General features: G+C 39.0%; 14 protein-coding genes. 3 read left to right on the top strand and 11 right to left on the bottom strand.

Annotation, left to right across the window (positions count from 1 at the left end):
* Positions 1–6: 6 nt before the first annotated feature.
* The 3 genes from MHH95_RS09485 to MHH95_RS09475 are packed head-to-tail and all read right to left on the bottom strand — an operon-like array spanning position 7 to position 3,018.
* Positions 7–813, bottom strand: a complete 807-nt coding sequence (locus MHH95_RS09485) for an enoyl-CoA hydratase/isomerase family protein (protein WP_340727335.1) — start codon at positions 811–813, stop codon at positions 7–9.
* Positions 814–826: 13 nt separating this feature from the next.
* Positions 827–1,879 (bottom strand): acyl-CoA dehydrogenase, encoded by a 1,053-nt coding sequence (locus tag MHH95_RS09480; protein WP_340727334.1) that lies wholly within the window; start codon positions 1,877–1,879, stop codon positions 827–829.
* Positions 1,876–3,018 carry an acyl-CoA dehydrogenase family protein gene (locus MHH95_RS09475; RefSeq protein ID WP_340727333.1) on the bottom strand — a complete coding sequence of 381 codons (1,143 nt, stop codon included), beginning with the start codon at positions 3,016–3,018 and terminating at the stop codon, positions 1,876–1,878. The genes MHH95_RS09480 and MHH95_RS09475 overlap by 4 nt, the downstream gene beginning before the upstream one ends.
* Before the next feature lie 245 nt (positions 3,019–3,263).
* Between MHH95_RS09475 and MHH95_RS09470 the strand changes: the two genes are divergently transcribed.
* The 3 genes from MHH95_RS09470 (at position 3,264) to MHH95_RS09460 (ending at position 5,709) form a co-directional block, all read left to right on the top strand.
* A complete protein-coding gene (locus MHH95_RS09470) occupies positions 3,264–3,728 on the top strand; it encodes a hypothetical protein (protein WP_340727332.1) in 465 nt (154 codons plus the stop codon).
* A gap of 65 nt (positions 3,729–3,793) precedes the next feature.
* Positions 3,794–4,606: an EcsC family protein gene (locus tag MHH95_RS09465; protein WP_340727331.1), complete on the top strand. Its 813-nt coding sequence runs from the start codon at positions 3,794–3,796 to the stop codon at positions 4,604–4,606.
* A 107-nt stretch (positions 4,607–4,713) separates the two neighbouring features.
* The gene (locus MHH95_RS09460) at positions 4,714–5,709 is read left to right on the top strand and encodes an alpha/beta hydrolase (RefSeq protein WP_340727330.1); all 996 of its coding nucleotides are present in this window, start codon (positions 4,714–4,716) and stop codon (positions 5,707–5,709) included.
* A 97-nt stretch (positions 5,710–5,806) separates the two neighbouring features.
* Here the strand turns inward: MHH95_RS09460 and MHH95_RS09455 are convergent, their stop codons facing one another.
* The 8 genes from MHH95_RS09455 to MHH95_RS09420 form a co-directional block, all read right to left on the bottom strand.
* Positions 5,807–6,592: an MBL fold metallo-hydrolase gene (locus MHH95_RS09455; protein ID WP_340727329.1), complete on the bottom strand. Its 786-nt coding sequence runs from the start codon at positions 6,590–6,592 to the stop codon at positions 5,807–5,809.
* A gap of 82 nt (positions 6,593–6,674) precedes the next feature.
* Positions 6,675–7,448, bottom strand: a complete 774-nt coding sequence (gene recO / locus MHH95_RS09450; RefSeq protein WP_340727328.1) for a DNA repair protein RecO — start codon at positions 7,446–7,448, stop codon at positions 6,675–6,677.
* Positions 7,449–7,509: 61 nt separating this feature from the next.
* Positions 7,510–8,706, bottom strand: a complete 1,197-nt coding sequence (locus MHH95_RS09445) for a CapA family protein (protein WP_340727327.1) — start codon at positions 8,704–8,706, stop codon at positions 7,510–7,512.
* A gap of 141 nt (positions 8,707–8,847) precedes the next feature.
* Entirely contained in the window at positions 8,848–9,762 is a 915-nt protein-coding gene (gene era / locus MHH95_RS09440) for a GTPase Era (protein ID WP_191698300.1), read from the bottom strand.
* Positions 9,749–10,156, bottom strand: a complete 408-nt coding sequence (locus MHH95_RS09435; RefSeq protein WP_191698301.1) for a cytidine deaminase — start codon at positions 10,154–10,156, stop codon at positions 9,749–9,751. The genes era and MHH95_RS09435 overlap by 14 nt, the downstream gene beginning before the upstream one ends.
* A 119-nt stretch (positions 10,157–10,275) precedes the next feature.
* Positions 10,276–10,626 carry a diacylglycerol kinase family protein gene (locus tag MHH95_RS09430; RefSeq protein ID WP_340727326.1) on the bottom strand — a complete coding sequence of 117 codons (351 nt, stop codon included), beginning with the start codon at positions 10,624–10,626 and terminating at the stop codon, positions 10,276–10,278.
* On the bottom strand, positions 10,613–11,098 hold the full coding sequence (ybeY, locus tag MHH95_RS09425) for an rRNA maturation RNase YbeY (RefSeq protein WP_340727325.1): 486 nt from the start codon (positions 11,096–11,098) through the stop codon (positions 10,613–10,615). The genes MHH95_RS09430 and ybeY overlap by 14 nt, the downstream gene beginning before the upstream one ends.
* An 11-nt stretch (positions 11,099–11,109) precedes the next feature.
* Positions 11,110–13,227: an HD family phosphohydrolase gene (locus MHH95_RS09420; protein WP_340727324.1), complete on the bottom strand. Its 2,118-nt coding sequence runs from the start codon at positions 13,225–13,227 to the stop codon at positions 11,110–11,112.
* Positions 13,228–13,437: the final 210 nt, after the last annotated feature.

Below are 13,437 nucleotides of genomic sequence, written 5' to 3'. Positions count from 1 at the left end.
GATGTATTATTTAAATACGGCTTTTCGTTTTTCTACAATCGCTTTAACCCCTTCTTCGTATGTCGGCAATTCCGTTACTAGGCCCATTTTAGAAGATATATAGTCCAGTGATGAACGTAAGCTCATTGTTTGGCTTTGGTAAACCGCACGCTTAATAATTTTTATTGATTCAATTGGTCCGGCTGCTAATTTTTTCGCATAATTCATCGTATAGTCCTCTAGTTCATCGTCATTGACAACGTAGGTAACTAAACGTGTTTCCTTCGCTTCCTCGGCTGTTAATACGCGTGCTGTCCATAGCATATCAAGGGCCTGATCAATTCCTACAATACGAGGTAAAAAATACGCACCGCCGTCTCCTGGAACAATCCCAACATTAATATAGCTTTCTGAGAACTTAGCAGATTGTGCAGCAATTCGGATATCGCACATTAATGCCATATCAAGCCCCGCACCCATCGCAAATCCATGCATTTGGGCAATGACCGGTTTATCGATTTCTTCAAGGAGAAGCGGGACACGCTGAACCTTTTTCCATAACGAATTTTTACGAGCCAAAGCTGTTGAAGTAATATCTTCTTCACTATTGAAAAATCCATTTCCAGCAATCATCGCCTTCACATCACCACCAGCGCAAAATGCTTTGCCGTTACCTTTTAAAATGACAACACGTATATCATCATTATCCCGGACTTCTTCCAAAGCCTTAATCCACGATAAAATCATTTCTTCACTAAATGCATTCATACTATCTGGACGATTTAGTGTAATCGTTGCAATATGATCCTTCACATCAAATAATAAATCCGCCATATTTTCTTCCTCCTTATGCATGAACATGCGCTTCATTTTGTTCTGTCATACTTTCCCATAAATCCATTTTCGACTCTAGCACCTGCTTAGCTAACTGCTGCTTCCAATAGCGAGCCGTAAATTCCTCATCTCTCCAAGCCCATAAACGGCGTGTAAATTGATGTAATCGATGCTCGTGCGTAACGCCGATTGCTGCATGAACCTGATGTGCGGCAGTGGTAACTACGCGGCTTGCGTCATCCATTCTTAAACGCGTATACGCTACTTCAACCCCTTCTTGACCATCGACCAATAATGTTTGGACATTGTTCGTTGCTACCGTCATCAATGTTTGTTCGCCAGCCATATTTGCCAAATGTTGCTGCACGAGCTGGAATCGATGAATCGGACGACCAAATTGCTCGCGCTCCTTGCTGAATTGCACACTTAGTTGGAATGCTGTCGTAAGTGCACCGTTCATTTTACTGACAGATGCTGCTGTAACTAATTTCGATAGTGCCACATACTGTTTTGCGGTAATCGGTGCTTTTTGAAGCGCTTTCACTTTTTCGAAAACAGCTTCAGACCTTGGTTCTGCTGCAAGGTTAGTCCCATTTTTCAGTAACACATTTTCCAGATCGGCAACAACGATAAATTGCTGTGAATCTTCCTGTGCCAAGACAACGATTTTCTCTGCATATTTAGCCCATGGAACATGTTTTACCGTCCCAAACAAAGTATCTTCTTTAAGCTGAAGCGGTGTAGTAATACTGTAGGTTGTCAACTGCTCATATCCTTTTATATCAACCTGTTTCAGTAAATAGTTTGCTAACGTATGCTCAATAAACGGCACGGGTGCAGCATACTTTCCAATTAGTCCATACAGTGCGAGCAAATCTTCAATATCTCCGCCTGCGCCCCCATCTTCTTCACTGACTGCTACGTTGTGCAATTCATTTTCAAGTAATAGTTGCCACACATTTTCAGCCCACAGATTTTCCTCCAGTAAATCCACTGTTTCCTTTTCGACTTTATCTTTCAGTACTTTTTCCACTACTTCTACGACCATGTCCTTTATTTCACTCATTGAGCAACAACCCCCTTCGCTAAAATTCCATATAGAACCTCGGATGTGCCACCACGAATTGTGAAGCCCGGGGCATGTAAAATTGATTCTGCTAAATAGCGTTCAATGTCTTTTTCGCTTTGAAGATCTGGATATACATCAAGCAATAAACGTACGATCTCCGGAATTTTCTGTTCAAATTTAGTGCCGATACTTTTTACAAGGGCTGCAGGAATAATTACTTCGCCGCCTTCTTCAAGTACTTTAGCCACACCGATCGATAAATTACGCAATGACCAAAGCTCTGCAACAAGTTTCATGGCCTCTTCCAACCCGGAAAGATCTCTCTTTTTCTTTAATTCTTCAATCGCTTCATTTAATAGCGGGAATGTACTTAAAATACGCTCTGGCCCACTACGTTCAAATGCTAGCTCTGCTAAGCCTTGCTTCCATCCGTTACCGAGTGTTCCGACGACCATTTCATCCGGAACAAATACGTTATCGAAAAATACGTCATTGAAATGTGGCTCCCCTGTCAAATAGCGAATCGGGGTAATAGTAACTCCCTCACCTTTCAAATCGATAATAAACTGTGAAAGACCTTCATGCTTTTTTTCACCTAATGGCTCTGTTCGGATAAGTGTTACCATGTAATGCGAATCCTGTGCATTACTCGACCAAGTTTTTGCCCCATTTACAATCCAGCCACCTTCCACTTTTTCGGCACGTGTTGCAACAGAAGCTAAATCTGAACCACTATTCGGTTCACTTAACCCAATGGCGAAGAAACATTCACCCTTTACAATTTTCGGCAGGAAGAATTCCTTTTGATATTCTGTACCAAAACGCAGTAGGAGCGGTCCTGTTTGACGGTCAGCAAACCAATGGGCAGCTACCGGAGCTCCATATGCCAAAAACTCTTCCGTTAAAATGTAACGGTCTAACGTACTGCGTTCTTTACCTCCATACTGCTTCGGCCATGTCATCCCTATCCAGCCCTGCTCTGCTACAAGTTTAGAGAAATCAGGATTTGAACCGCTTAACCATGAGTCACAACGAGTCTCAAATGTCCCTTTCTCAATATGTTGTTTTAAAAAGCTTCGTACTTCCTGTCTAAATTGTTTTTGTTCTTCTGTAAATTGAACTTTAGGTAGATTCATAAAATAACCTCCATTACGCATATTGTGTAACTACTTTCTCATACCGATATTATACGCAATAAATTTCTGAATTGTCAAAATTATTCTACAATATTTTAGTTTTTTATAGCTTTTTCACTCCTAAACGAGCATTTTTTTACAATATCAATCTTTGTTATTATTCTGTAAAAATAGAAAGAGATTGCTAACATTTCACCTAAAAATAAGCTATAATTTTCTGAAAAGATAAATAATGGGGTGGAAGTATGTTTTTTCAGTTAAAAGAAAAATCTGTAAAACCATTAGATACGTATGATAAAATCTCTCGACTCGTCAAAGCGATCCTCCATTTCGAATGCCCTGACCATCGTGGGCAGCATCACATTCTCTACACAGCGAATATACAGTTAGAAGCCTATCGGGAAGCAAAGGATTTTTACCGTAGCCATGACGACCCAAGCAGTGCTTTAGGCTGTCTAAGTAGAGAAGATTATGAGCAGGCCAACAAGAAATACCATCAGCTTTATACAATCATTCGGGGCTATATGCATTTAAGCGAGGACAATAAACGCGACCATTTCAACCACCATTTCCGCTTTTCTAACGAGAAAATTGATAAAATGTATAGTCTTTTCGAACAAAAGCAGCATCATGACCATTTAAAACTCGAAGAATTGTTTTATGAACGGTTAAAAGAAGATGTAGCTCCTCTATTAACACAATTTGAGTAACTCAGATGAAACCTTTTCTGCTCTTATTCGTAAATTGAATAGCAAGTCCATTAGGAGGGCGAACCTTGGAATCTAAACAACAGTTGGAGAATTATTTGCAGGCAATTCAAGAATGGGAAAAGGATCAAAGCGGGTTATGGTTTTGGGAAAAAATCGGTCGTATTCCATTCAAAATACTTGATAAATTAACACCTAAATTCATTCAAGAAAAAATATCCGTATTAGTGGATGAACTTGTTAGCTATGTACAAACGGGTGGGAAGTATTTAGTAAGTGAGAAGTCTATGATGCGTCATATTCAAAAACATACATTGCAGTCGGTTTCATCCATACAAGACATAGGACAAATGCCGATAGATGATATGGTGGCTCTTAGTGAAAAGCTGCAGAAAAACCGTGCAAATATCGCTACGGTACAGGGGGCCTCCACAGGCTTTGGAGGAATATTCACATTAGCAATTGATATCCCGGTTATATTGGGGATTGCCTTAAAAACTTTACAGGAAATTGCGCTTATCCATGGCTATGATCCGAATGAAAAAACAGAGCGCATTTTTATTGTGAAATGTTTGCAGTTCGCTTCATCCGATATTGTTGGGAAAGAGGCGATATTAAATGAACTTGCCCAAAACTATGAACAGCCGCGCTCTGCAGAAAATATGGTATCCCAGCTGCAAGGGTGGCAAGAAGTGTTTTATACGTACAGAGATAATTTTGGGATGAAGAAGCTGTTCCAGATGATTCCGGTGGCAGGTATGATTTTCGGGGCATTTATTAACAAATCCATGATTGAGGATGTCGCCGAAGCAGGCATGATGCTGTACCGGAAAAGACGAGTACTGGAACGTATGAATCAGCTAGAGGGTAGTGAACTATAGCGTTAACCTTTTTTAATCAAAAATTCTTATTGACGTATTATCGGCTTCTTTAAATATGAATCCTAACAATTACTGTATACGAAACCTAAAAGTTAAGGAGGAGGATTTTGAAGGTAGAAGAGAGGAACGTTCAATTCATAAAAGAATATGTGGAGATAGAAGGGCATCAAAATGGTTTATTCATTGAATCAATAGATTTTCAAAATCCGGTTCTCCTGTTTTTGCATGGAGGGCCTGGATTTCCACAGTATTCAATCTTAAAAAAATCAGGACTTAGATGGGCAGAATACTTTACAGTTTGTTATTGGGAACAACGTGGCACCGGTATGTCTTATAACTCATCGACCCAAGGCAAAGTGACGTTAGAAAGATTGGTTTCTGATTCCTTAATAATAACTAACTACTTAAAGAAAAAGTTCAATAAAAAGAAGATATATATATCCGGACACTCATGGGGGACATTGCTCGGAAGCATAGTTGTTAGTCAAAATCCTGAGCATTATTTGGCTTACATTGGAGTAGGACAATTTGGGAGGCATTTTGAATCCAATAAACATACTTATGAATTTTTATTGGAGACAGCGAGTAAACGAGGTGATAAAAGGGCAGAGAAAGATATTCAATCTGTCGTGTTTGATCGAGATTTTTATAAAAATCAGGGCTATCGTAGAATACTTGGAAGATATCTCAACAAATTTGGTGGCGGTACGAAAAGAACGGGATATTCCAATTGGCAAGGTATGAAGGATCTGTTTACTTGTAATCATTATTCCTGGAAAGAGCGTTTTAACATACCAAAGGGAATTTTTTTTAGTTATGATTCTTTAGGTGAAACGATGGCAAAAGCCGATGCAACATTGTTAGCACCTCGTTTTGACGTCCCTGTTTTTATCTTACATGGTGTGTATGATTATCAAACATCCTACAAGGAAGCAAAACGTTTTTACGAAAAAATAGAAGCTCCATCTAAAAAATTTTATACATTTGAAAACTCTGCACATTCTCCTTTTATAGAAGAACAAGAGAGGTTTCTACACATTCTAAGAACTGATGTACTCTGTTCCGAGTGTTCTTATAAAAACCCTCTTTGCAGTTTTCCTTAAGCCATAATGTAAGCGTGAAACTGAAAATAATGCCCCTGTACAATACGTACGTCGAAAGGATGACTATCCCAGATTTTTTGGGATAGTTGGCAATTTTTTATGTTAAAGCTATCTTTTTATTTAACTCATGCATTTCTTTTAACCCTTTATAAAAAGGATATTGCTTTCTCAACGCTTCTTCCTGATCAATTCCCATCACTAAATTATTTAGATATAACATCGAATCATCCAACCGCTTCTGAATCTCCAACAAATTATTTGTGACCTGACCATGGCCCGGTACAAGTGTTTGAATTTTATTATCAGACATAATTGCTGCTGCCTTTTGTAATGTATTCTTATAACACTTCAAATCCTCAATAAAGGGAAACTCAACGTCCGATAAATAATCGCCAGCCAATAAAATTCCGTAAGGCTCCACTACAGTAAATAAACCGTCACAAGTATGCCCGGGTGCCAAATAAAATGTGCATGAAGCATCTTCCAAATTAACGGTCTGGCCATCTTCTTTAATAACAATATCAATCGTTGGATAAACAATCGGATAGTCTCTTTGAATATAGTACTGTGCATCAAATTGATGTATTTCCTCTAATGCCTTTTCTTTATCCGAACGGTTCACAAATGCCTCACTCGCTATTGTTGTAGCATTCGGAAAAGCCCCGGCTGCAATAATATGGTCAAAATCACTATGAGTATAAATAATAAATAATTTCCGTTCACCAATAATCGTTTGGATATAAGCTTTTATTTCATTAATTTCATTCGGCAGCCAATTAGGATCGGTTAAAATGATTGCCCGTTCTGTTTTAACTACCGCGGACGTTGTTTGATAGAGCACACTTTGAAAAACCGTTATATTTTCATTTTTAAACTGTTCCATCCTTCATCATCCCTTTCAAATAATAAAGCTAGTCAAATGTAGAAACGCTCCATCTGACTAGCTTATTTCCTAGGCAATTAATTTAGTTTTCTTCCTTTTTTTCACGCTGCAATAAAGGTGTACGCTCTAATTGCTCTATAAAACTTCGTGACTTCAGCCGTATTCCTGTTTGCTCTTCATAGATTGTCGTGACGATTTTCTTTATAAACTGCTTCGTCTGTGGCTTCAATTCAAGCTTGCCTACTTGATCAATCGGCACTGTATAAAACATGCGAATCAGTTTTAACTGTGTTGGTGATAGTCGGATAATATACGGATCCAAATGAAAACAACGATGGCATATAAAGCCTCCTTGTGTAAATGAAAAAGCAAATTCCCCGTCTACTGCCCCACAGCCGGCACATGCATGTAAAATTGGCTGCACCCCAGCATACGGAAGCATCTTCCAATCCACAAATAATGTAATCGCTTCAGGGTCATAACCTTCTTCAATCGCATTGAGCGCCTGAATTAAAATTTCAAAGGCATACTGCTCGGGTCTACCTTCTTCAACTAAACGATCGACAATTTCCACAATATAGCTCGCATAGGCTGTTGCCGTAATGTCCGTTTGAATATGGCGCATTGAATTAAAATGTTCCCCTTGCTGCAAAGTTCCCATACCTGACGTACGCTGGACTAAAAATGAGCCGTGCATAAAAGGTTGTGTTACACCTGCAAGGCGGCTTGTAGGTTTCTTGGCTCCACGCGCCATACACGCCACTTTCCCTGCTTCACGAGTCATAATCGTAACAATTTTGTTTGATTCACCGTAAGCACGCGCTTTTAAAACGATGCCTTCCCATTTATGTAGCATCTATTGCACATCCTTCTATTTCTTTCATAGTATTATTATACCGTACTGCTACATCAAATGTTTAATAAACGGTTACCTCATCACCAATTATTTTCTTTACCCAATCCAGATTTTGAACAGATCGTTGTTCCACATCTTTTAAAGGATATACTCGGTAAATACCATCTGTATCTTTCAATACGGATGTCGCATAGAGCTCAGGCTGTCGAATCGTAATAACATCGCCTTCCTTCGTAATTTCCAGGCTAGCGATCCCGCCAATCATAGTGTTCGGAATGGTTAAAATCGTTGAAAAGAAATTGCCTAGGGAATAAAAGACATGCGTTTCATGCCCCTGTTCAGTTACAAGCTTTTTGTATGGTTGCAGCACATGCGGATGTGTCCCGAGAACAATATGTGCCCCAGCCTCATTTAAAACTTTTGCGTAATGCTTCTGATAGTCGCTTTCGCTATAAGCGTATTCTGGTCCCCAGTGCATGGAAACCGCTACAACATCTACTTCTTCTTTTAATAATTCTATATCCGCCTTTATTTTTGTCTCATCAATATAATTGATAATATATGGGGAGCCTTTTGGTAAGTACAGTCCGTTAGTGCCATACGTATAGGCAAGTAATCCGATTTTTATCGACCCAACTTCAATGATACGGTCATTCGCTTTATCTTCAGCATTTTTATACGCCCCTACGTAAGGCATGCCGTACTTATCCAGATTCTCAAAAAATGTACGGACACCACCTTCCCCTTTATCAACGGTATGGTTATTTGCAATAGTAACCATATCTACACCTGCATTTTGGAGATCTCGAACAATATGAGGAGGGCTCGAAAATTGAGGGAAGCCACTTAATGCATAATTGTTCCCTACTGGAGGGGATTCCTGATTTGCAATTAAATAATCATAGCTTTGCATAGTTGGGGCCACCGCTGCAAAAGATGACGTGAAATCCTCATATTGAGCAAGCCTCAAATGAAGCAGAACATCGCCAACCATCGCCAGACGCATAGATTCTTTTACAATTTCCGGCTGTGGCTCAATCTCTGGTTCCTTTACCGGTTCAAGCCCGGGTACTGGTTCGACCGTTTCTTTAATATCGCTGCTTTGCGCAAGCTGTTCTTTCCCGCCTTCAACGGGTGTAGTCATTTGCCCTTCTGCTATTAGTATCGGAGTGTCTTTATCCATCGTTACCATAACGGCCACTAAAATTCCTAATGACACGACCCAAAATGACAGCAAAAATTTATTTAATGTATTCAATCATTCACCTACTAAGTTTATTGTAAAATAATCCCTATTATATCTTATAATACTAAATTTTATTCAACTATACACTAGCAAAAATGCAGAAATAAATAAAGAACAGATGCAACATAAACGCTGCATCTGTTCATATTATTTTTAATACTCGTCTTCTCTAAAGCCGAAATCACGTAAATGGGTTTGCTTATTACGCCAATCTTTTTGGACTTTTACCCAAAGTTCTAAATATACTTTTGAACCTAGCAACATTTCAATATCCTGGCGGGCACGTACACCAACCTCTTTTAAAAGAGCACCGCGTTTTCCGATGACAATCCCTTTTTGTGAATCACGCTCTACCATGATTGTCGCCTGCACATGAATCATATTTTCCTTTTCTTCATGTGGTTTAATTCGTTCAATAACGACCGCGATTGAATGCGGAATTTCTTCACGAGTTAAATGCAATACTTTTTCACGAATTAATTCAGAGATAATGAAGCGCTCCGGATGATCCGTTACTTGGTCAGCAGGGTAATATTGAGGCCCTTCCGGCAAATACTTTTCAATAGTCGTTAATAAGTTTTCAACATTGTTGCCTTGTAATGCTGAGATTGGAATAATTTCCGCAAAGTCGAACTTATCTTTATACGAATCAATAATTTTCACTAATTCATCAGGATGTACTAAATCGATTTTATTAATGATTAAAAATACCGGTGTTTTATTGCCTTGCAATAACTCGATGATGAACTCGTCACCTTTACCGATTGCCTGCTCTGCATTCACCATGAACATAATAACATCGACTTCTCTTAATGCATTACGTGATGTTTTTAACATAAATTCGCCTAATTTATGTTTAGGCTTATGGATTCCCGGCGTATCGATGAAAATTGTTTGAGAGTTTTCCTGTGTTAATACGCCTTGTACTTTATTTCGTGTTGTTTGTGGTTTGTCCGACATAATCGCGATCTTTTGACCAATCACTCGGTTTAAAAATGTTGATTTGCCGACATTTGGTCGACCTACAATCGAGACAAAGCCCGATTTGTATCCTTTATTTTCCTGCATTTTTCATATCCTCCGTATTAAAAGCACCCGGGATAAGCTCGCCTACTGTCGTTTGCTGAACGTCCCCATTCATATTCGTTAAGTAGACAGGCATATCCGGTGCACAAAATTCACTCATTACTTGTCGACAAGCTCCGCATGGAGAACATGGACCCGGTGTATCTGCTACAACCGCTAATGCTTTAAATTTCATATTGCCTTCCGAAACCGCTTTAAAAAATGCTGTACGTTCCGCGCAGTTTGTCATACTATACCCTGCATTCTCTATATTGCAGCCATTGTATACAGTACCGTCCTCAGCTAATAATGCCGCACCTACTTTAAATTTAGAGTAAGGCACATAAGCAAATTCACGTGCAATTTTAGACTGTTCCATTAGTTGATCCATGTTCATCGTCAGTTCCCCCAACATATACATATTATTTTCATCACTACCTGTCCTTGCTTCCAAGTTCGGCTGTCGACCAGAGTAATAACTTTCCAGTAAGTATTCTTATGTTTCCAAAAAAGAAGTTATAGCCATTTTGGTAAAAATATGAGTAGTCCGATTATAACACTTGCGAGCGCAAAAACAAGTACAGCACCTGCCGCAATATCCTTTGCCTGCTTTGCAATCGGATGAAATTCCGGTGAAGCAAGGTCCACTACTCGTTCGATGGCTGTATTTATCAGCTCGGCACCTAAAACGAGGAAAATTACCAATACAATAATACTCCATTCGACTATAGTTAAGCCTGTTAATACACCTGCGATGATTACTATTATTGCGCTCACTAAGTGAAATCTGAAATTTTGTTCGTTGACGGCCGTAAGTATTCCCTCCATTGCATAACGGAAAGATCGGAAAAACTTACGGACGTTCATTTGTATCACGACCTAAGCCGTATGATTGTAAAATAGCATCCTGCTTTCCGAACATGATTTTCTCATCTTCAGGTGTCATATGGTCATACCCGAGCAAATGCAAAAATCCATGCACTGCTAAAAATCCTAATTCACGTTCAAAAGTATGCCCATATTCCGCAGCCTGCTCTTTTGTGCGGTCTGTAGAAATAATAATATCTCCCAATATACGGGGTATACCTTCTCCGATAATTTGCATTTCCCCTTCACCCATTTCCTCCAGAGCGAATGAAATAACATCGGTAGGTTGATCTTTATCCCGATATTCACGGTTGATTTCATGAATGGCCTCATTCGTTACAAATGTAATCGATACTTCAGAACCATCTTCAATCCCTTCGTGTTCGGCTGCGTGCTGCAGCAGTTCTTCCACCAATTTCAAATGCGGATCTTTTACTTCATTTGTTTCATCTAAAAAATCAATTAATAACAATTTGTTCCCTCCTAATTTTCCTTTGGATATTCAATACGCGAGTGGAACGTCCCATTTAAAGTTTCACATAAAATATCTTCAATCGTTTTCAGTTCTTTCAAAGAAATATCACATTCATCAAACTGATCATCTTGCACACGGTCCTGAATAATCGACTGTACAAGCTTATGAATTTTTTCTGCACTCGGCTGATGCAATGACCTTACTGCAGCCTCTACACTATCTGCAATGCTAATAATGGCTGCCTCTTTCGATTGTGGCTTTGGACCAGGATAGCGGAATATACTTTCATCCAATTCTTTCCCTTCTTCCTTCGCCTTAAACAAGAAGAATTTCAATGTACTTGTCCCATGATGCTGTAAACAAATATCTATAATCTCCTGAGGCATTTTATGCTTACGTAGAAGCTCTGCCCCATCAGTTGTGTGTGCAATGATAATTTCTGCACTGCTTTCAGGTGACATAGAATCATGTGGGTTTGTACCCATTTGGTTTTCTATAAAGAACATTGGTCTTCGTGTTTTACCTACATCATGATAATAGCAGCTTACCCTTGCCAGCAAGCCATCCGCTCCAATTGCTTCACACGCAGCTTCTGCTAAATTCGCTACCATAATACTATGATGGTACGTACCAGGCGTCTCCGTTAAGATTTTTTTCAAAAGTGGATGATTTGGATTCGACAGTTCAATTAAGCGCATAACGGATAAAATTCCAAACGCCGACTCAAAATATGGAAGTAAGCCCATCATCAACGCACCGGATAGTAATCCTGATATGATTGCAGCAGCTGCATAGAATGAAATTTCCACAAAGCCATAGCCAGATTGTGCCATCAATAAATAAAACGCAATAAATAAAATATTAACAAGCGTTACAATACCAACGGCCTGTAAAATATCTTTCCGCTTTTCCAAACTGCGCATAAAGATAATTGATGCAAAACCACCAAATAAAATATAAAGTGCCATATCCATCTGTAAAATGGCAGAATAGCCTTCATGAAATATAATGCCTGCTGATGCTGCGGTCATTAATGTTACTATGCTCGCTGTACGGTCATTTGCCAATACACGAACAAGCATCGTCACGAGGGCGGAAGGATAAATAAATGCAATCGTTAAATCAAAATTCCCTGAAATCAGACCGATTAACTTCATCATGACCAATGCGATAGAATAGACAATCATCGTAACAAATAATTCATTACGCTTTTTGGAAGGGTCCTTTTTTGAACGATCAAATAATGCAAATAAAAATGCCATTTGCAGAACAATTAAAATAACGAGGCCGGCAATCGGTTTAATCGATTCTTCACTGTCCAGCATCCCTAATAATTCGAGTTGACGATAAATTTCCCGAGTAACGACTTCCCCTTCCTGAACAATGATCTGTCCTTGAAGAATGCGGGTCGGTTCAACGGCATCTTTAGCTTGCTGCACAGCAATAGCTGTTTTTTCCTCATCAAGTACTTCTGTTTCTATGACAGCAGCTCGTCCAACTGCAACTGCTACACTCATTAAACTATCCGATATGGAAGGATGCTGACGAATTTTACTTTCAAGGTCATTACGATATGTAATCAGATTTTCCCTACGAAGCGGACGATTTAAATTCGTTTCCACCAATGCAGCCAGTGAATCACGTGTTGATTCGATATTTCCTTTTGGAGCATTCAGTAAATTTACTAGCTGTGCATCCGATAAAATCAGGTTTTGCTGATTTTCTATTACATCTTTTAGATTTGAACGCAATAACTCCAGCTGTTCTGGCTGGCCTACTTCGCCATCCTGATTCCCAATATCCCTTTTCACGTCCAATACAATATCAAATATTGTCGTTACAAAAGTGGCACGGTGGCTTGGAACATCTTCTTTAAATATGTAAACAGGTTCTACTGAACGTTCGGCATTCTCCACTTCCTGTTCTGTTTTGACGGTATCTTCAATTGTTTTTATTGAACGAATTGTTTCTGGTGATAATTCTGTTAATTTAATATCATATGTAACACCACGGACATTATCAATCATCAAAGAAAATTGTAACAATGCCGTAGCAGTAAGAACGATAATTAGCAACGCGCGAAAACTAATTAATTGGATGAGCTTTTTTATTTTCTCTATGATCATGCACCTCCACTTTCTTCTACTTTTATTTTAACAAATTTATATCCTCCTTGTTACGAAAAGCTTGAATGTTTTTCTAATAAATGTCTATCCGCCTATAAAATTCTCTATTAAAAGTGAACGATTCGACTCATCTCCATCACATGGGGTTGCTTTTCTAATAAAATTTCACTTGATTGGTGGGCTACGGCAAGACAGCGCTAAAGCCACGTG

The organism is Solibacillus sp. FSL K6-4121, from assembly GCF_038002585.1.
Classification (GTDB): Bacteria; Bacillota; Bacilli; order Bacillales_A; family Planococcaceae; genus Solibacillus; species Solibacillus faecavium.
The sequence above is the reverse complement of the archived record's forward strand: the minus strand, read 5'-3'. Positions and strand labels throughout refer to the sequence as shown.

Coding starts and splice junctions, on each gene's coding strand:
- MHH95_RS09435 (WP_191698301.1), bottom strand. CDS start 10,156: ATGAACATGGATCAACTAATGGAACAGTCTAAAATTGCACGTGAATTT.
- MHH95_RS09475 (WP_340727333.1), bottom strand. CDS start 3,018: ATGAATCTACCTAAAGTTCAATTTACAGAAGAACAAAAACAATTTAGA.
- MHH95_RS09420 (WP_340727324.1), bottom strand. CDS start 13,227: ATGATCATAGAGAAAATAAAAAAGCTCATCCAATTAATTAGTTTTCGC.
- MHH95_RS09455 (WP_340727329.1), bottom strand. CDS start 6,592: ATGGAACAGTTTAAAAATGAAAATATAACGGTTTTTCAAAGTGTGCTC.
- era (WP_191698300.1), bottom strand. CDS start 9,762: ATGCAGGAAAATAAAGGATACAAATCGGGCTTTGTCTCGATTGTAGGT.
- MHH95_RS09430 (WP_340727326.1), bottom strand. CDS start 10,626: ATGAACGTCCGTAAGTTTTTCCGATCTTTCCGTTATGCAATGGAGGGA.
- recO (WP_340727328.1), bottom strand. CDS start 7,448: ATGCTACATAAATGGGAAGGCATCGTTTTAAAAGCGCGTGCTTACGGT.
- MHH95_RS09485 (WP_340727335.1), bottom strand. CDS start 813: ATGGCGGATTTATTATTTGATGTGAAGGATCATATTGCAACGATTACA.
- MHH95_RS09480 (WP_340727334.1), bottom strand. CDS start 1,879: ATGAGTGAAATAAAGGACATGGTCGTAGAAGTAGTGGAAAAAGTACTG.
- MHH95_RS09470 (WP_340727332.1), top strand. CDS start 3,264: ATGTTTTTTCAGTTAAAAGAAAAATCTGTAAAACCATTAGATACGTAT.